This is a genomic window from Pseudomonas marvdashtae (assembly GCF_014268655.2).
Classification (GTDB): Bacteria; Pseudomonadota; Gammaproteobacteria; order Pseudomonadales; family Pseudomonadaceae; genus Aquipseudomonas; species Aquipseudomonas marvdashtae.
Map to the genome: position 1 here is coordinate 2591473 of NZ_JABWQX020000001.1, position 17359 is coordinate 2608831.

At 62.6% G+C, this 17359-nt stretch carries 15 protein-coding genes and 1 pseudogene; 12 read left to right on the plus strand and 4 right to left on the minus strand.

Annotated elements, in window-relative coordinates; genetic code table 11:
• Positions 1–4: 4 nt before the first annotated feature.
• The 11 genes and pseudogenes from HU742_RS11660 to HU742_RS27095 all read left to right on the plus strand — a co-directional run bounded on the left by HU742_RS11660 (position 5) and on the right by HU742_RS27095 (position 13651).
• Positions 5–3778 (plus strand): nitrate reductase subunit alpha, encoded by a 3774-nt coding sequence (locus HU742_RS11660; protein ID WP_186642598.1) that lies wholly within the window; start codon positions 5–7, stop codon positions 3776–3778.
• 1 nt (position 3779) lies between these two features.
• Positions 3780–5318: a nitrate reductase subunit beta gene (gene narH, locus HU742_RS11665; protein WP_186642599.1), complete on the plus strand. Its 1539-nt coding sequence runs from the start codon at positions 3780–3782 to the stop codon at positions 5316–5318.
• Positions 5319–5320: 2 nt separating this feature from the next.
• The gene (narJ, locus tag HU742_RS11670) at positions 5321–6076 is read left to right on the plus strand and encodes a nitrate reductase molybdenum cofactor assembly chaperone (RefSeq protein ID WP_186642600.1); all 756 of its coding nucleotides are present in this window, start codon (positions 5321–5323) and stop codon (positions 6074–6076) included.
• Complete coding sequence (gene narI / locus HU742_RS11675; RefSeq protein ID WP_186642601.1) at positions 6069–6749, plus strand: respiratory nitrate reductase subunit gamma; 681 nt, start codon at positions 6069–6071, stop codon at positions 6747–6749. The genes narJ and narI overlap by 8 nt, the downstream gene beginning before the upstream one ends.
• 10 nt (positions 6750–6759) lie before the next feature.
• Positions 6760–7713, plus strand: a complete 954-nt coding sequence (locus HU742_RS11680) for a peptidylprolyl isomerase (protein WP_186642602.1) — start codon at positions 6760–6762, stop codon at positions 7711–7713.
• A 25-nt stretch (positions 7714–7738) separates the two neighbouring features.
• Positions 7739–8731, plus strand: a complete 993-nt coding sequence (gene moaA / locus HU742_RS11685; RefSeq protein ID WP_186642603.1) for a GTP 3',8-cyclase MoaA — start codon at positions 7739–7741, stop codon at positions 8729–8731.
• Between the two features lie 288 nt (positions 8732–9019).
• On the plus strand, positions 9020–11035 hold the full coding sequence (locus HU742_RS11690) for a ribonucleoside triphosphate reductase (protein WP_186642604.1): 2016 nt from the start codon (positions 9020–9022) through the stop codon (positions 11033–11035).
• Positions 11036–11066: 31 nt separating this feature from the next.
• On the plus strand, positions 11067–11228 hold the full coding sequence (gene nrdD, locus HU742_RS26895; RefSeq protein ID WP_186631907.1) for an anaerobic ribonucleoside-triphosphate reductase: 162 nt from the start codon (positions 11067–11069) through the stop codon (positions 11226–11228).
• Positions 11225–11920: an anaerobic ribonucleoside-triphosphate reductase activating protein gene (locus HU742_RS11700; protein WP_225923565.1), complete on the plus strand. Its 696-nt coding sequence runs from the start codon at positions 11225–11227 to the stop codon at positions 11918–11920. Before nrdD ends, HU742_RS11700 begins: the two co-directional genes overlap by 4 nt.
• A gap of 111 nt (positions 11921–12031) precedes the next feature.
• Positions 12032–12514 (plus strand): annotated as a pseudogene (locus tag HU742_RS27090) (MCP four helix bundle domain-containing protein); the annotation flags it as partial.
• A 432-nt stretch (positions 12515–12946) separates the two neighbouring features.
• Entirely contained in the window at positions 12947–13651 is a 705-nt protein-coding gene (locus HU742_RS27095) for a methyl-accepting chemotaxis protein (protein WP_437179897.1), read from the plus strand.
• A 29-nt stretch (positions 13652–13680) separates the two neighbouring features.
• Here the strand turns inward: HU742_RS27095 and HU742_RS11710 are convergent, their stop codons facing one another.
• From HU742_RS11710 to HU742_RS11725, 4 genes are read right to left on the minus strand one after another with little or no spacing between them, the layout of a single operon-like run.
• On the minus strand, positions 13681–15048 hold the full coding sequence (locus tag HU742_RS11710; protein WP_186642606.1) for a 4Fe-4S binding protein: 1368 nt from the start codon (positions 15046–15048) through the stop codon (positions 13681–13683).
• The gene (locus HU742_RS11715) at positions 15036–15890 is read right to left on the minus strand and encodes an FTR1 family iron permease (protein ID WP_186631915.1); all 855 of its coding nucleotides are present in this window, start codon (positions 15888–15890) and stop codon (positions 15036–15038) included. The genes HU742_RS11710 and HU742_RS11715 overlap by 13 nt, the downstream gene beginning before the upstream one ends.
• Before the next feature lie 19 nt (positions 15891–15909).
• Positions 15910–16239, minus strand: coding sequence for a cupredoxin domain-containing protein (locus HU742_RS11720; RefSeq protein ID WP_186631918.1), 330 nt, complete (start codon positions 16237–16239; stop codon positions 15910–15912).
• A 2-nt stretch (positions 16240–16241) separates the two neighbouring features.
• Positions 16242–16772 carry an iron transporter gene (locus HU742_RS11725; protein ID WP_186631921.1) on the minus strand — a complete coding sequence of 177 codons (531 nt, stop codon included), beginning with the start codon at positions 16770–16772 and terminating at the stop codon, positions 16242–16244.
• A 203-nt stretch (positions 16773–16975) separates the two neighbouring features.
• On the opposite strand from HU742_RS11725, the gene HU742_RS11730 reads away from it, so the two are divergent.
• Complete coding sequence (locus tag HU742_RS11730; RefSeq protein ID WP_186631924.1) at positions 16976–17203, plus strand: DUF3079 domain-containing protein; 228 nt, start codon at positions 16976–16978, stop codon at positions 17201–17203.
• Positions 17204–17359 lie beyond the last annotated feature (156 nt).

The window sequence follows — 17359 nt, forward strand, 5'->3', positions numbered from 1 at the left end:
CACTGTGAGTCATTTACTGGATCAACTGCGGTTTTTCAACCGCAAGCAAGGCGAGTTTTCAGACGGCCACGGCGAGACCCGCAAGGAGTCCCGCGACTGGGAGAACGTCTACCGTTCGCGCTGGCAGTACGACAAGATCGTGCGGTCCACCCATGGGGTGAACTGCACCGGTTCGTGCTCGTGGAAAATCTACGTCAAGAACGGCCTGATCACCTGGGAAACCCAGCAGACCGACTACCCGCGCACCCGCAACGACCTGCCCAACCACGAACCACGCGGCTGCCCTCGCGGCGCGAGCTACAGCTGGTACATCTACAGCGCCAACCGGCTCAAGTACCCGAAGATCCGCAAGCCGCTGCTCAAACTGTGGCGTGAAGCCCGGCGGACCCTGGCGCCTGTCGAGGCCTGGGCCAGCATCGTCGAGGACAAGGCCAAGGCCGACTCGTACAAGAGCAAGCGCGGCATGGGCGGCTTCATCCGTTCCAACTGGGAAGAAGTCAACGAGATTATCGCCGCGGCCAACGTCTACACCATCAAGGAACACGGCCCGGACCGGGTGGTGGGCTTTTCGCCGATCCCGGCCATGTCGATGGTCAGCTACGCCGCCGGCTCGCGTTACCTGTCGCTGATCGGTGGCGTGTGCCTGAGCTTCTACGACTGGTACTGCGACTTGCCGCCAGCTTCGCCGATGGTCTGGGGCGAGCAGACCGACGTGCCGGAATCGGCCGACTGGTACAACTCCAACTACATCATTGCCTGGGGTTCCAACGTCCCGCAGACCCGCACCCCCGACGCGCACTTCTTCACCGAGGTGCGCTACAAGGGCACCAAGACCGTGGCGATCACCCCGGACTACTCGGAAGTCGCCAAGCTCACCGACCTGTGGCTCAACCCCAAGCAGGGCACCGACGCCGCGCTGGCCCAGGCCTTCAACCATGTGATCTTCAAAGAATTCCACCTGGACAAGCCGAGCGCCTATTTCACCGAATACGCCAAGCGCTACACCGACCTGCCGGTGCTGGTGATGCTCAAGCCGATGCTCGGCGCGGCCCCGGGCGCGGGTTATCAGCCGGACCGTTTCCTGCGGGCCAGCGACCTCACCGATAACCTCGGCCAGGAAAACAACCCGGAATGGAAAACCATTGCCCTGGACGCCAACGGCGAGCTGGTTTCGCCCCAAGGCTCCATCGGATATCGCTGGGGTGAGAAGGGCAAGTGGAACATCCTGCCTCGTGAAGGCGGCGAGGGGCGCGAGATCGACCTCAAGCTGAGCCTGATCGGTGGCGACGTCGCCGAGGTGGCATTCCCTTACTTCGCCGGCGAAGCCCAGGAATACTTCCAGCATGTGGCCGGTGACGCGGTGCAGTTCCGCCGCGTGCCGGTGCACAGTGTGGTGCTGGCCGATGGCAGCGTGGCGAAAGTCGCCACCGTGTTCGACCTGTCGGCGGCCAACCTGGCGATCGACCGTGGCCTGGGCGGCGCCAACGTTGCCAAGGACTATGACGACGCCTCGGTGCCCGGCACTCCGGCCTGGCAGGAGCAGATTACCGGTGTGAGCCGCGAGAAGGCGATCCAGATCGCCCGCGAATTCGCCGACAACGCCGACAAGACCCGTGGACGCTCGATGATCATCGTCGGTGCGGCGATGAACCACTGGTACCACATGGACATGAACTACCGTGGGCTGATCAACATGCTCATGCTCTGCGGTTGCGTCGGCCAGACCGGCGGCGGCTGGGCTCACTACGTTGGTCAGGAAAAACTTCGCCCGCAATGCGGCTGGCTGCCCCTGGCCTTTGGCCTGGACTGGAACCGTCCGCCACGGCAGATGAACGGCACCAGCTTCTTCTACGGCCACAGTTCCCAATGGCGCCACGAGAAGATGAGCATGCACGACGTGCTCTCGCCACTGGCCGACAAGTCGCAGTTCCCCGAGCACGCCCTGGACTACAACATCCGCGCCGAACGGGCCGGTTGGTTGCCGAGCGCGCCGCAGCTCAACACCAACCCGCTGCACATCTGCCGCGATGCCGCCGCCGCGGGCCTTGACCCCAAGGACTACGTGGTCAAATCGCTGCAGGACGGTTCCCTGCGCTTTGCCTGCGAGCAACCGGACAGCCCGGTGAACTTCCCGCGCAACATGTTCATCTGGCGTTCCAACCTGCTGGGCTCCTCGGGCAAGGGCCACGAGTACATGCTCAAGTACCTGCTCGGCACCAAGAACGGCGTGATGAACGAAGACATCGGCCACAGCACCGAGTGCAAGCCCACGGAAGCCGAATGGGTCGATGAGGGTGCCATTGGCAAGCTCGACCTGGTGACCACCCTGGACTTCCGCATGTCCTCGACCTGCGTGTACTCCGACATCGTCTTGCCGACCGCCACCTGGTACGAAAAAGACGACATGAACACCTCGGACATGCACCCGTTCATTCACCCATTGTCCGCGGCCATCGATCCGGCCTGGGAATCGCGTTCGGACTGGGAAATCTACAAGGGCATCGCCAAGGCGTTTTCCGCCATGTCGGTCGGCCACCTGGGCGTCGAGAAAGATCTGGTCACGGTACCGTTGCTGCACGACAGCGTCGGCGAACTGGCCCAGCCGTTTGGCGGGACCGATTGGAAAAGTGCCGGGGTGGCACCGGTGCCGGGCAAGAACGCACCGAACCTGCACGTGGTGGAGCGCGACTACCCGAACATCTACAAGCAGTTCACCTCCCTGGGCCCGATGCTGGAAAAACTCGGCAACGGCGGCAAGGGCATCAACTGGAACACCGACACCGAAGTGAAATTCCTCGGTGAGCTGAACCACAAGGAAGTCGAAGCGGGCATCAGCCAAGGCCGGCCAAAAATCGACAGCGCCATCGACGCCGCCGAAGTGATCCTGTCCCTGGCCCCGGAAACCAACGGCCATGTCGCGGTGAAGGCCTGGGCGGCGCTATCGGAATTCACCGGCATCGACCACAGCCACCTGGCGGTCTCGAAGGAGCACGAGGCGATTCGCTTCCGCGACATCCAGGCCCAGCCACGCAAGATCATCTCCAGCCCGACCTGGTCCGGCCTGGAAGACGATCACGTGAGCTACAACGCCGGCTACACCAACGTCCATGAGTCGATCCCATGGCGCACCATCACCGGTCGCCAGCAGTTCTACCAGGATCACCCGTGGATGCAGGCGTTCGGCGAGCAGCTGATGAGTTATCGGCCGCCGGTCAACACCCGCACCATCGAAGGCGTGAAGGGCAAGCGCAGCAACGGCGAGACCGAGATCGTCCTGAACTGGATCACCCCGCACCAGAAATGGGGCATCCACAGCACCTACAGCGACAACCTGCTGATGCTCACCTTGAGCCGTGGCGGGCCGATTGTCTGGCTCTCGGAAATCGACGCCAAGCGCGCCGGTATCGAAGACAACGACTGGATCGAGTGCTTCAACGTCAATGGCGCGCTGACCGCCCGTGCGGTGGTCAGCCAACGGGTCAAGGAAGGCATGGTGATGATGTACCACGCCCAGGAACGGATCGTGAACGTGCCCGGTTCGGAAACCACCAAGACCCGTGGCGGCCACCACAACTCGGTGACCCGCGTGGTGCTCAAGCCTACCCACATGATTGGCGGCTACGCGCAACAGGCGTATGGCTTCAACTATTACGGCACGGTCGGTTGCAACCGCGACGAATTCGTCGTGGTGCGCAAGATGTCCAAGGTCGATTGGCTCGACGGTTCCAGTGGCGATGATCTGCCGCGTCCACTGCCGACTGATATCGAGGAGAACTGAGATGAAGATCCGCTCACAAATCGGCATGGTCCTGAACCTGGACAAATGCATCGGCTGCCACACCTGCTCGATTACCTGCAAGAACGTCTGGACCAGCCGTGAGGGCATGGAATACGCCTGGTTCAACAACGTCGAATCCAAGCCGGGCATCGGCTATCCCAAGGAGTGGGAAAACCAAGACAAGTGGAAGGGCGGCTGGGTCCGCAACGCCGACGGTTCGATCAACCCGCGCATCGGCGGCAAGTTCCGCGTGCTGGCGAACATCTTCGCCAACCCGGACCTGCCGAGCCTGGACGATTACTACGAACCGTTCGACTTCGACTACCAGCACCTGCACACCGCGCCGCTGGGCGAGCACCAGCCCACCGCGCGACCTCGTTCGCTGGTGTCCGGCAAGCGCATGGAGAAGATCGAGTGGGGCCCGAACTGGGAGGAAATCCTCGGCACCGAGTTCGCCAAGCGCCGCAAGGACAAGAACTTCGACAAGATCCAGGCAGACATCTACGGCGAGTACGAAAACACTTTCATGATGTACCTGCCGCGCCTGTGCGAGCACTGCCTGAACCCGACGTGCGCGGCATCGTGCCCGAGCGGGGCGATCTACAAGCGCGAGGAGGACGGCATTGTCCTGATCGACCAGGAAAAATGCCGCGGCTGGCGCATGTGCATCAGCGGCTGCCCGTACAAGAAGATCTACTTCAACTGGAAGAGCGGCAAGTCGGAAAAATGCATCTTCTGCTACCCGCGCATCGAAGCCGGCATGCCGACCGTGTGTGCCGAAACCTGCGTCGGACGGATTCGTTACCTCGGTGTGCTGCTGTATGACGCCGACCGCATCAGCGAAGTGGCAAGCACCGCCAACGAGCAGGACCTGTACGAGAAGCAACTGGAGATCTTCCTCGACCCGAACGACCCGGCGGTGATTCGCCAGGCGCTGGCCGATGGCGTGCCGCAGTCGGTGATCGATTCGGCCCAACGTTCGCCGGTCTACAAAATGGCCGTGGACTGGAAACTCGCACTGCCGCTGCACCCGGAATACCGCACCTTGCCGATGGTCTGGTACGTGCCGCCACTGTCACCGATCCAGAACGCTGCCACGGCCGGCACCGTGGGCATGAACGGAGTGATCCCGGACGTGGACAGCCTGCGCATCCCGCTGCGCTACCTGGCGAACATGCTCACCGCCGGCGATGAAAAACCGGTCAAGCTTGCGCTGAAACGCCTGCTGGCGATGCGCGCCTACAAGCGTTCCGAGCAAGTCGACGGCGTGCAGGACCTGCAAGTGCTGGCCGACGTCGGCTTGAGCGTGAACCAGGTGGAAGAGATGTACCGCTACCTGGCCATCGCCAACTACGAAGACCGCTTCGTGGTGCCGAGCGCCCACCGTGAAGACGCCATGAGCGATGCGTTCGCCGAACGCTCCGGTTGTGGTTTCAGCTTCGGCAGCGGCTGCAGCGGCAGCTCCGACACCAACATGTTCGGCGGCAAGAAGGCCAACCGCCGCGACGTGATCAAAACCGTGCAGTTGTGGGAGGAATGAACATGCGCATTCTCAAGGTGATTTCGTTGCTCCTCGACTACCCGACCGAGACCCTGGTGGCCGGTCGCGACGAGCTGGAACAGGCGATAGCGCAGGCGCGGGAAATCAGTCCCGCCCAACGCGCCGGGTTGTTCGAGCTGCTGGAGCTGGTTTGCGGCCAGGACCTGATGGACGGCCAGGAACACTACGGCGCGCTGTTCGGCCGCGGCCGGTCGCTGTCGCTGCTGTTGTTCGAACATGTCCATGGCGAGTCCCGCGACCGGGGCCAGGCCATGGTCGACATGATGGCCCAGTACGAAGAGGCCGGTTTCGCCATCGGCGTCAAGGAGCTGCCCGACTACATCCCGCTGTACCTGGAGTTCTTGTCCACCCGCGAAGACCTCGAGGCCCGCGAGGGCCTGGCCGATGTCGCGCACCTGCTGGCCTTGCTCGCGGCGCGCCTGGACGAGCGTGAAAGCGCCTACGCCAGTTGCTTCCGGGCCTTGCTGCAAATCGCCGGGGCCGAGCCCCAGGTGGCGGTAGCCGAGCTGCGTGAGCAAGTGAAGGCCGAACCACGGGATGACTCCCTCGAAGCCCTGGACAAGATCTGGGAAGAAGAGGCGGTGGATTTCATGCAGGCCGAACAGCAGGACCGTTGCAGTTCACTGCCGAGCGCACCGGGCAAGGGCCGAGAGGAAAGTGCGGTGCCGCTGCACTGGGTGGATTTTCAGCATGAAGGGCGGGCCGCAGCGCCGGCCGGGGAGGTGGGCAATGTCTAAATGGGATCTGTTGTTGTTCGGGGTCTACCCCTACGTCGCCCTGGCGATCTGTTTGATTGGCAGTTGGGCGCGGTTCGATCTGGCCCAGTACACCTGGAAGGCCGGTTCCAGCCAGATGCTGAGCAATCGCGGCATGCGCCTGGCCAGCAACCTGTTTCACATCGGTGTGCTGTTCGTGCTGGCCGGGCACTTCGTCGGGCTGTTGACGCCTTCGGCGGTGTATCACCACTTCCTGAGCACCGAGAACAAGCAATTGCTGGCGATGGTTTCCGGTGGTTTCTTCGGCGTGCTCGGCCTGGTCGGTTTGCTGATGCTGCTCAACCGGCGCCTGACCGACCCACGAGTGCGTGCCACCTCCAATGCGTCGGACATCCTGGTGCTGGTGGTGTTGCTGGTGCAACTGGTGCTGGGGCTGATGACCATCGTCGCCTCGACCGCCCACATGGACGGTTCGGTGATGGTGATGCTGGCCGACTGGGCGCAGAACACCGTGATGTTGAAACCGGTGGAAGCTGCCACGGCGATGGCACCGGTGGGCCTGGTCTACAAGCTTCATGTGCTGCTGGGCCTGACCCTGTTCGTGTTGTTCCCCTTCACCCGTCTCGTCCACATCGTCAGTGCGCCGGTCTGGTACCTGGGACGTCGTTATCAAATCGTTCGGCAGAAGTTCTGAGGAGAAGATCATGGCGAGTGGATGCGGATGTGGTGGCGGTAGTGGTGGCGGCGGTTGCGGTTCCTCGGCGAAAGCAGCACCCGTTGTCGATGTGGAACCCGCTGGGGCGGTGCAGTTCGAGCCGGCCCAGGTCGGGACAGCAGCGGAAGATGAAACACCTCAGTTGATCGCCAGCAGCGAGCAGGAGTGGCCGATCATCAGCGTCAACGGGGTGTCGATCTCCCCGCAGGCGATGGCTCAGGAGTTGCAATATCACCCGGCTGACAGCCGCGAGGAGGCGGTCTATCAAGCCGCCCGGGCTTTGGTGATTCGTGAACTGCTCCAGCAACGTATCGCCGAACTGGGCCTGGCGTTGCAGGTCGGTGCCGGTGAAAACGAAGAAGAAGCGGCCACGCGGTTGTTGCTCGAACGCGAGGTGCAGGTGCCGCAGTGCGACGAGGCGACTTGCCTGCGTTATTACGAAAGCAACCGCGCGCGCTTTCACAGCGCGCCGTTGCTGGCGGTGCGGCACATCCTGCTCGAATGCGCGCCGGACGATGCCGAGGCGCGCAGCCTGACCCATGTCCAGGCCGAGTTGCTGCTGGAACGGCTGGACCAGTTCCCGGGCAGTTTCGCCGAGCTGGCGCTGAAGTATTCGGCGTGTCCGTCCAAGGAGCAGGGCGGTTCGCTGGGACAGATCAGCAAGGGCCAGACCGTGCCGGAGCTGGAGCGCCAGTTGTTCACCTTGCCGGCGGGCCTGGCCAGCAAACCGCTGGAAAGTCGCTATGGCTGGCACGTAATCAGCATCGACCAGCGCATCGAGGGTCAGGCGTTGCCTTACGAGGCCGTGGCGACGGCAATTCGCACCCAGTTGCAGCAGGGTGTTTGGCAAAAGGCGCTGGTGCAATACCTGCAAACCCTGATCGGTGCGGCGGACATCCGTGGCATTCATCTTCAGGGCGCCGACTCGCCGCTGGTGCAGTGAGCACGGGCTCAATCGGGAGATCTCCATGAACGCGGTGTTGCAGGACGGGTTTGGGCGCCAGATCGATTATTTGCGGATGTCGGTGACCGATCGTTGTGATTTTCGTTGTGTGTACTGCATGGCGAAAAACATGACCTTCCTGCCGCGTCAGCAAGTGTTGACCCTGGAGGAGTTGCAGCGCCTGGCGCGGTTGTTCGTCGGGCTGGGGGTGAAGAAGATCCGCCTGACCGGTGGCGAGCCGCTGATCCGTCCGGGCATCGTCGGGCTGTGTCGCGACATCGCGGCATTGCCCGGCCTGCGGGAACTGGTGATGACCAGCAACGGTTCGCAGCTGGCGCGGTTGGCCCGGCCGTTGGTGGATGCCGGCGTAAAGCGCATGAACATCAGCCTCGACAGCCTCGACGGCGCGCGGTTTCGGGCCATCACCCGTAACGGTGACCTGGACCGGGTGCTGGACGGGATCGAGGCGGCGAAGGTCGCCGGGTTCGAGCGGATCAAGCTCAACTGCGTGGTGATGAAGGGGCGCAACTTCGATGAAGTCCCGGCGCTGGTGCAATACGCCATTGAGCAACGCATCGACATCAGTTTCATCGAGGAAATGCCCTTGGGGGACGTCGGTCGTTCCCGAGGCGAGTCGTTCTGTTCCAGCGATGAAGTAAGGGCGGCCATCGCCCGCCATCACCGCCTGCTCGACAGTACCGAAAACAGCGGTGGTCCGGCGCGCTACGTGCGCCTGGAACGCCACGCGGATACTCGGATCGGTTTCATTTCACCCAATACCCATAACTTCTGCGCCAGTTGCAACCGCGTGCGCATGACTGTCGAAGGGCGTTTGCTGTTGTGCCTGGGCCAAGAGAATTCCCTCGATTTACGTGGCTTGCTGCGGCGCTATCCGCTGGATGACCAGCCGATCATTCAATCGATCAAACAGGCACTCAAGGGCAAGCCCTTGCAGCATGACTTCAGCCCTGGCGGGGAAGTGCAGATCGTGCGGTTCATGAACATGAGCGGTGGCTGAGGATGGCGGCTTTTGTGGCGAGGGGATTTATCCCCGCTGGGGCGCGCAGCGGCCCTAAATGCAGTCAACCCAGTGTGTCAGGCAGGTTAAAGTTGACTGCTTGGGGGCTGCTGCGCAGCCCAGCGGGGATAAATCCCCTCGCCACGGTTTTCGGTGTTCACGAAACAGCTTTCCGAGCCGTGGTCCTTCTTGACATCGATCAATTTCAATCAGCCTGATGCGACGTACCCTGCCTGCATATTGTGTCTTTAATACTTAAAACACCTATATGTAGTGTCTGGAGCCAAAATGCAGAGCATGTTGATCTCAGTAGGCCGTAACCGCTTGCACAAGCGCGACGGCAGTGTGGTTGCCTTTGATGCGGACAAGATCCGCCAGGCGCTGATTGCCGCCGGCAAGGCCACCGGCGAGTACGCCGAAGCCGAGGCCGAGGTGTTGCTTGAGGCGGTGCTGGCGCGGTTGGAAGGGCAGACGCGGTTGAACGTCGAGCAGATCCAGGACCGGGTCGAGCGGGTGTTGATGGACGCCGGGTATTTCCTGTCCATGCGTGCCTACATCGTCTATCGCGAGCAACACGGACGCCTGCGTCGGGATCGCCGCACGTTGGTGGAAGTCGCCACGTCGATGAACGAATACCTGGACCGTGAAGACTGGCGCGTACAAGCCAACGCCAACCAGGGTTATTCCCTCGGCGGGCTGATCCTCAACGTGTCCGGCAAGGTCACCGCCAACTACTGGCTCGACGAGGTCTACAGCCAAGCCATCGGCCAGGCACACCGCGAGGCTGATCTGCATATCCACGACCTGGACATGCTCGCCGGCTACTGTGCCGGCTGGTCCCTGCGCACGCTGCTGCACGAAGGCCTCAACGGCGTGCCTGGGCGGGTCGAGGCCGGGCCGCCCAAGCATTTGAGCAGTGCCCTGGGACAGATGGTGAATTTCCTCGGCACCCTGCAAAACGAATGGGCCGGCGCCCAGGCGTTCAGCTCGTTCGACACCTACCTGGCGCCCTATGTGCGCAAGGACAATCTCAGCTACGACGAGGTTCGCCAATCGCTGCAGGAGTTCATCTACAACCTCAATGTGCCGTCGCGCTGGGGCACGCAAACGCCGTTCACCAACCTGACCTTCGACTGGGTGTGCCCGGAGGATCTGCGTGAACAGATCCCGGTCATTGGAGGCCAGGAGATGCCGTTCGCCTACGGTGACCTGCAAGTGGAGATGGAGCTGATCAACCGCGCCTACATCGAGGTGATGCAGGCTGGCGACGCGAAAGGCCGGGTCTTCACCTTCCCAATCCCGACCTACAACATTACCCATGACTTTCCGTGGGACAGCGAAAACGCCGACCGTTTGTTCGAAATGACTGCCCGCTACGGCTTGCCGTACTTCCAGAACTTCCTCAATTCGGACATGCAACCCAATCAGGTGCGATCGATGTGCTGTCGCTTGCAACTGGACGTGCGCGAACTGCTCAAGCGCGGTGGTGGCCTGTTCGGCTCGGCGGAGCAAACCGGCTCCCTGGGCGTGGTGACGATCAACTGCGCGCGCCTGGGCTATTTGTACAAGGGCGATACCAGCGCGTTGTTGCAGCGCCTCGACGCCTTGATGGAGCTGGCGATGGAAAGCCTGGAGGTCAAGCGCAAGGTGATCCAGCATCACATGGACGCCGGTTTGTACCCTTACACCAAGCGTTACCTGGGCACCTTGCGCAATCACTTTTCCACCATCGGCGTGAACGGCCTGCACGAGATGCTGCGCAATTTCACGGGTGATAAGGAGGGCTTGCACACCGAGCAGGGCCGGGCATTCGCCTTGAAACTGCTGGACCACGTGCGGGCCACGCTGCTGCGTTTCCAGGAAGAAACCGGCCACCTCTACAACCTCGAAGCGACCCCCGCCGAAGGCACCACGTACCGCTTCGCCAAGGAAGACCTCAAGCGCTACCCGGATATCTTGCAGGCCGGCAGTCCGGTCGCGCCGTACTACACCAACTCGTCACAACTGCCGGTGGGCTTCACTGACGATCCGTTCGAAGCCCTGGAGCTGCAGGACGAACTGCAATGCAAGTACACCGGCGGCACGGTGCTGCACCTGTACATGGCCGAGCAGATTTCCTCCGCCCAGGCCTGCAAGCAGCTGGTGCGCAAGGCCCTGGGGCGCTTCCGCCTGCCGTACCTGACCATCACGCCAACCTTTTCCATCTGTCCGGTGCACGGCTACCTGGCTGGCGAACACGAGTTCTGCCCGAAATGCGACGAGGCCTTGCTGCTGAAACAGCAACTGGCAGGCAGCGTCCACTGATCCGATCCATTGACCGCAAGGAGCTTCACCCATGAATGCATCGCAAAGCCTTCCCCCCGCACAGCGTCAACGTTGCGAAGTCTGGACCCGAGTAATGGGGTACCACCGTCCGGTAGCGGCATTCAACCCGGGCAAGCAGTCCGAGCACCGCGAGCGGGTGCACTTCACCGAAAGCGCGGCCGGGCGTCCATGAGTCGAGTGCTTCGGGTCGGGGGCATGGTGCCCCTGACCACCCTCGATTACCCGGGCCAACTGGCGTGTGTACTGTTTTGCCAGGGTTGCGCCTGGCGTTGCCGTTACTGTCATAACCCGCAGCTGATCCCGCCGCGCGGCAGCGAGGAAGTGGATTGGTGCCGGGTACTGGCGTTCCTGCAACGCCGCCAGGATCTGCTCGACGCCGTGGTGTTCAGCGGCGGCGAACCAACCTTGCAGGACGGCCTGGCGCCAGCCATGGAAGAAGTGCGGCAGATGGGCTTTCGTATCGGCCTGCACAGCGCCGGTATCAAGCCGGCGGCTTTCGCCAAAGTGGTCGGGCTCGCTGACTGGGTGGGCTTCGACGTCAAGGCTCTGCCCGAAGATGCCCTGGAGGTGACCCGCGTCGAAGGCAGTGGCGCAGCGAACTGGCGCAGCCTCGACCATCTGCTGGACAGCGGCGTGGACTACGAATGCCGCACCACCGTCCATTGGCACCTGTTCGACCCCGACCGACTGCTGACCCTGGCCCGACGCCTGAGCGAGCGGGGCGTCAAGCGTTTTGCCGTGCAGCTGGTGCGCACCGCCCGGATGCTCGACCCCCATCTTTCCAGCGTTTCGGCACAGGCCTTGCAGCCAGAGCTGTGGGCCGCGATGCGCGAGTTGTTCCCTTCGTTCGTGTTGCGCAGTTGACCGACCGCAGGGCCCCGTCCTCGACAGCGGCCCGGAATCACCGGGCCACACTTTTTTATGGTTTTCAAATGCGCTGCCAATCGGCAGGTAGTTGAACAGGGAGCATTTGACATGACCAGATTCACCACTGCCCAACGTATCGTGATGGGCTTTGCCATCGCGCCTTTGGCATTGATCGCCCTGGCGCTGTATGCCCTGAACGATTTGGCAACGCTGCGTGACCAGGCGGTGCAGATCGTCCAGCAGGATTGGCCCAGGATCAATCCGATCATGGTCATCGCCACGGGCGTGCGCGACAACGCCAGGAACACCCGCGACCTGTTGATCGACAAGAACAATACGCAGGTCCAGCAGTCCATCGACACTACCCGGCAACGCATCACCCAGGCCTTCGCAACGCTCGAACCGCTGTTCGACCAGCCTGAAGGCAAGGCCGCCTACGCTGAGCTGAAGAAGCGCCGAGAGGCCTACGTGGCGGCGTTTGTCCAGGTCCAGGCGCTGATCCGCCAGGGCGCTACGGATGAGGCGATGACGCAGCTCAAGCAAGGCGTGATTCCGGCGGAGCTTGAGGTGTACAAGAGCCTCGAAACGATGATGGCCCTGCAGGGCAGGATTTTTATCGAGCGTGAGCAACTGGCCCAGGCACGCTACAGCGACGCGCGACGCAACATGCTTGCACTGGTGCTGGCTTGCCTGGCCGTGGTAAGTACCGTCGCGTTGCTGGTGACCCGCAGCGTGACCCGTCCGCTGGGCGGCGAGCCCAACGACGCGGCGCGGGTGCTGAGCCACATCGCCCGGGGCGATTTGACGATCCGGGTGCCCGTCGGCGTCGGTGCGAACGACAGCGTCATGGGCAACATGCACGAGATGCAACAGAGCCTCAACACCATGGTCCGGCAGATTGCGGCTTCGGTGGATCGGGTCGCCAGTTCCTCCGAAGAACTGAGCGCCGTGAGCAGCCAGACCAACAGCACCTTGCAGTTGCAAGGACAGGAAATCGAACAGGCCGCGGCGGCGGTGAACCAGATGACGGCGGCGGTGGATGAAGTGGCGCGCAACGCGGTGAGTGCCAGCGAAGCTTCGCGGTTGTCCGAGCAAACTGCCCAGCGTGGCCGTGATCAGGTGCAGGAAACCGTCGCCTCGATTCACGCACTGGCCGACGGGGTCACAGACACCTCGGGCCGAATCCAGCAACTGGCCGGACGCGTGCAGGACATCAGTTCGGTGCTGGAGGTGATCCGCAGCATTGCCGACCAAACCAACCTGCTGGCATTGAATGCAGCCATCGAAGCCGCCCGGGCCGGCGATGCCGGACGTGGGTTCGCGGTAGTGGCCGACGAGGTGCGGGCCTTGGCCCATCGCACACAGGATTCGACCCGGGAAATCGAAGACATGATCGGCAATATCCGCCAGGACAGCGAACAGGCCGTCACCGCGATGCAAGGCAACAGCGAACGGGTGCGGATCACCCTGTTAGTCGCCCAGCGCTCCGGAGACGCGCTGGATGAAATTGCCCTGTCGATCGGGCAGATCAACGAGCGCAACTTGATGATCGCCAGCGCCACGGAGCAGCAAGCGCTGGTGGCCCGCGAGGTGGACCGCAACCTGGTGGGCATCCGCAACCTGTCCGAGCAGGTATTGCTGGGAGCCCGGCACACCGACACGGCCGGCCAGGACCTGGCGCAGATGGCCGGGGCACTGCATCAGACGGTAGCGCGATTCAAGGTGTAGGTATTAGGGGAAAGCCTGGAGGTCCGGGCTTACCACCCCCAGAACTGCAACCACCAGCCATACCCGACCAAACCGCTGGCCAGGGCCATGCAGGCCATCGCAAGCAGCCGCCGAATCGACGCCGCGCCTTCACGGCCGAGCATTCTCCAGCCCAGCAGCATGCTCCAGCCGATGGCCATCACCAGCAGGATCGCCCGGGCCGGCTGCACCCATTCCAATAACAATCCTTCATAGCGCAGCAGCTTGACCGTGGTGGCCGATAACCCCAGGAACAACCCTGCACCGCCGAGGGGCACGAGAGTGATGGCTAAGGGCCGATATCGTGCAGGCGCACCTGCCAGTCTTGCGGCCAGGCGCACGATGAGCATCAGCGATGTGCCTAACAGCAAAGCGCTGGACCCAAGATAGACAACGATGCAAAACCCATCCAGCCAACTGAAGCTGTCATTGAGTTGCGGATAGTGAGTGAGCAGCCACCACGGGGCGTTATCCTCCAAGGGCCAGGTCACATCATGCACCACCAAGTAGTGGGCCAGTGCCTGTTTCAGGGCGATGAACCAGGGGCTGACGGTCCACTGGAAGGCGCCCATTGCCAACCCGATCACCCCAAAGAGCAACAAGCGAACGTCCCAAGGCGAGACCGTCGTCGGCGTGGATTCAAGGATTTCCTGATTGCTGGAGCGGGCGATCAGGCGCACCGCGTCGCGCTGACCGCTGCAACGGCCACAGGCGTGGCAATCGGCAGCGCCGCGCAGGCGACGGATGTCGAGCAAGGGCGCGCAATTGGGCGGTGGGCGACGTGGCCCGGAGTTTTCCAGCCAGCGTTGCTCGTCGACTCGAAAGTGCACGGGGGCGAGGCGGGCGAGCAGGGCGAAGACGCCGCTGACCGGGCACAGGTAGCGGCACCAGACCCGCTTGCCCCGGGCGAACAGCAACCCGACGGCGACGGCCGCGACGGTCGATCCACCAAGGATCAGCAGCGCGGCCTGGGCGTAATCGTAGACGCTGATCAGTTGGCCATAGAGCGTGGTCAGGCAGAACGCCAGGGTCGGCCAGCCGGCCCAACGCAACCCGCGCGGCACGCCCAGGCCACGGCCGTACTGACTGGCCCATTCGCTCAAGGCGCCCTCGGGGCAAAGTACGCCACACCAGAGCCGGCCGAACAACACGATCGAGAGCAAGACGAAGGGCCACCAGAGCCCCCAGAACAGAAACTGGGCGAACAGCGTCAAGTTGTTCAACAGGCGTGCCTGGCTGTCCGGCAACGGCAGCATGGCCGGTATCACCAACAGCACCGCATAGAACGACACCACCGCCCATTGCACGGCGCGGATGGTCGCGCCATGGCGCCGCAGGCCGTCGCCCAGGCGCTGGAGCCAGGGATTCAGCTCGGGCATGGCAGCTTTTCCGCTTTGGCTGGTCGCAACCAGCCAGCGACCGCCCACCAGTAGCCGAGCCACGCCAGCAGTATCAGCAGGCTTGGGCTGGCTCGGTAACCGGTGAAGTCGGCGATGAAACCGCCGAGCCCGTGACCGTCATCCAGTATTACGCTGCTGTCCCACAGCGCATCGCCGATGCCGCGATACACCGCCTCGGGCCAATCCATTGCCAGCAACTGGCCGGCGATCCGCTCGACGCCACTGACCAGCAGCGCCGCGCCCAAGAGCAGCAGGATCGCTTCGCTGATGGCAAAAAAACGGGTCCACGAGATGAATCGGCGACTGCCGTGCAGCAAGGAAACGGTAAGCAGCGAGAGCACCAACCCGGCTATTGCGCCGACGGCGAACAAACCCAGTGACGGTCCTTGCAGACGGGCCCCGGCGCCATACAGGAACACCACGGTTTCGCTGCCCTCACGGCTGACCGCCAATAACGCCAGCACCAGCAATCCCATGCCGCCCTGACGCCCCAGGCGCTGGTCGGCACGGCGCGTCAGGTCATGCCTGAGGGTGCCGGCGTTGCGATGCATCCAGCCGACCATCTGCACGATCAGCAGGCTGGCGAGCAACGCCAATGAAGCCTGGAACCATTCGTTGGCAGCGCCGCTCATGGCTTCGCCGGCGATCAGGATCAGTCCGGCCAGCACGCCCGAGAGCAGCAAGCCCAGGGCCGCGCCACTCCACACGTAACGGCGCAGCCGTTCGGCCTGTTGCTGGCGGCTCACCCAAGCCTGGAGAATGCCGATCACCAATAGCGCCTCGACGCTTTCGCGCCAGACGATGAACATCGATTGCGTCATGCAAACGCCTCCTGGACGATTACCGGGCGAGAATGCCGCCCTCGGGCAGTTGCGGATTGAATTCATCGAAGAATGGGTACTGGCCGGGGCGCAACGGGTGGATCACCACGAACGTGGTCACTCCGGGAGACAGGACCTTTTCGACGCGCAGGGGCGTGCTTTCAAATTCCGCCGGGCCTTGGCCGACGTTCTTCAGCACGATCTTGAAGCGCTGGCCAGCCGGGACCTCCAGCAGCGGCGGAGTGAAATGCCCATCGCGCATACTCAGCTCGTAGGTAAGCAATTCAGCCCGGGCGATTGATGGCAGTAGCAGGCCGGTCAACATCAGCCAGAAAAATCGGCGGCTCATCTTCAGTACCCGCCTTTTTTCCCGATCCCTGCGTAGACAAATTCGTAATGCAATTCACAGCGCTCGAACCACGGTGCTACGCCGGTTTCCTTGTCGGTATGGCGACCGAGAGACGCGTGGCCACCCGGCGGCAGAACAGTGAAAGTCAATTGGTATTTGCCCGGGCCAAGCAGCTTGACGTTGTCGCCGTAGTGCGGCCCGTCATTGGCGACCATGGCATGGAAATCGCCTTTGAGCTGGGTGTCGTCGCCTTGTTTTTTCAGCTGGAACGATACGTTGAGATAAGGCACGAAACTGCCTTCCTGGAAGCCCTGCCGGTTATCCGCCGTGGCGCGGATGTCAGCTTCCAGGTGCACGTCGGAATCGGCGGTCGCGCGCATCATGCCGGCGGGCGCCATTTCGATCGGTTGCAGATACACCGCGCCGACTTCAAGCCCAGGGCACAGTTGCGGTTCGCCGATCGGATACTCCTTGGCCTGGGCCAGCGGAGCGAGAAAGAGCAGGGCGAGAGGCAGGGGAAAAAGCGCGCGCATGATGACTTCCTGGTTGGCTATTTGATGGCGCCGAGTCTAGGAAGCTTCGCTGCGAATAATAATGATTCTTGTCAATTTTCAGTGCGAATATTTGGGCGGTCCGTACGGCTGGTGTCGGCGGCGCTGTTCTTGATCGGAATCAAGGGGCATCGCGCACAGACACGCTAGGGTGGGGATACACCCATTTGGTCAGCGGGGTCGTCATGGCAAAGCCCTTTCCCATCAGCCCGAAACATCCCGAGCGCATCTGCTGGGGCTGCGACCGCTATTGTGCAGCGACCGCGTTGGCCTGCGGCAACGGCGCCGACCGCACCATGCACCCGGCCGAGATGATCGGCGAAGATTGGTACCTGCATGGGGATTGGGGGGTGGAGCTGGTCGACATTACGGCCAAGCTTATCGATCCAAGTGCAACTCAGCTGAAGGAATAAGGCCACATATCGATCGTTCCCACGCTCCTGCGTGGGAATGTCGCCAGGGACGCTCCGCGTTCCGCTTCTGGGAGGTGACGCAGAGCGTCACGGGATGCATTCCCACGCGGAGCGTGGGAACGATCCAACTTCAAACAGCTTTGCTGGGCAGGAATA

Excerpts from the sequence above, each read along its gene's own strand:
- nrdD (WP_186631907.1), top strand. The coding sequence starts at position 11,067 with ATGAATGCATCGCAAAGCCTTCCCCCCGCACAGCGTCAACGTTGCGAA.
- HU742_RS11730 (WP_186631924.1), top strand. The coding sequence starts at position 16,976 with ATGGCAAAGCCCTTTCCCATCAGCCCGAAACATCCCGAGCGCATCTGC.
- moaA (WP_186642603.1), top strand. The coding sequence starts at position 7,739 with ATGAACGCGGTGTTGCAGGACGGGTTTGGGCGCCAGATCGATTATTTG.
- narH (WP_186642599.1), top strand. The coding sequence starts at position 3,780 with ATGAAGATCCGCTCACAAATCGGCATGGTCCTGAACCTGGACAAATGC.
- narI (WP_186642601.1), top strand. The coding sequence starts at position 6,069 with ATGTCTAAATGGGATCTGTTGTTGTTCGGGGTCTACCCCTACGTCGCC.
- HU742_RS11725 (WP_186631921.1), bottom strand. The coding sequence starts at position 16,772 with ATGCGCGCGCTTTTTCCCCTGCCTCTCGCCCTGCTCTTTCTCGCTCCG.
- HU742_RS11720 (WP_186631918.1), bottom strand. The coding sequence starts at position 16,239 with ATGAGCCGCCGATTTTTCTGGCTGATGTTGACCGGCCTGCTACTGCCA.
- HU742_RS11710 (WP_186642606.1), bottom strand. The coding sequence starts at position 15,048 with ATGCCCGAGCTGAATCCCTGGCTCCAGCGCCTGGGCGACGGCCTGCGG.
- HU742_RS11700 (WP_225923565.1), top strand. The coding sequence starts at position 11,225 with ATGAGTCGAGTGCTTCGGGTCGGGGGCATGGTGCCCCTGACCACCCTC.
- HU742_RS11680 (WP_186642602.1), top strand. The coding sequence starts at position 6,760 with ATGGCGAGTGGATGCGGATGTGGTGGCGGTAGTGGTGGCGGCGGTTGC.
- HU742_RS27095 (WP_437179897.1), top strand. The coding sequence starts at position 12,947 with ATGACGGCGGCGGTGGATGAAGTGGCGCGCAACGCGGTGAGTGCCAGC.
- narJ (WP_186642600.1), top strand. The coding sequence starts at position 5,321 with ATGCGCATTCTCAAGGTGATTTCGTTGCTCCTCGACTACCCGACCGAG.
- HU742_RS11715 (WP_186631915.1), bottom strand. The coding sequence starts at position 15,890 with ATGACGCAATCGATGTTCATCGTCTGGCGCGAAAGCGTCGAGGCGCTA.
- HU742_RS11690 (WP_186642604.1), top strand. The coding sequence starts at position 9,020 with ATGCAGAGCATGTTGATCTCAGTAGGCCGTAACCGCTTGCACAAGCGC.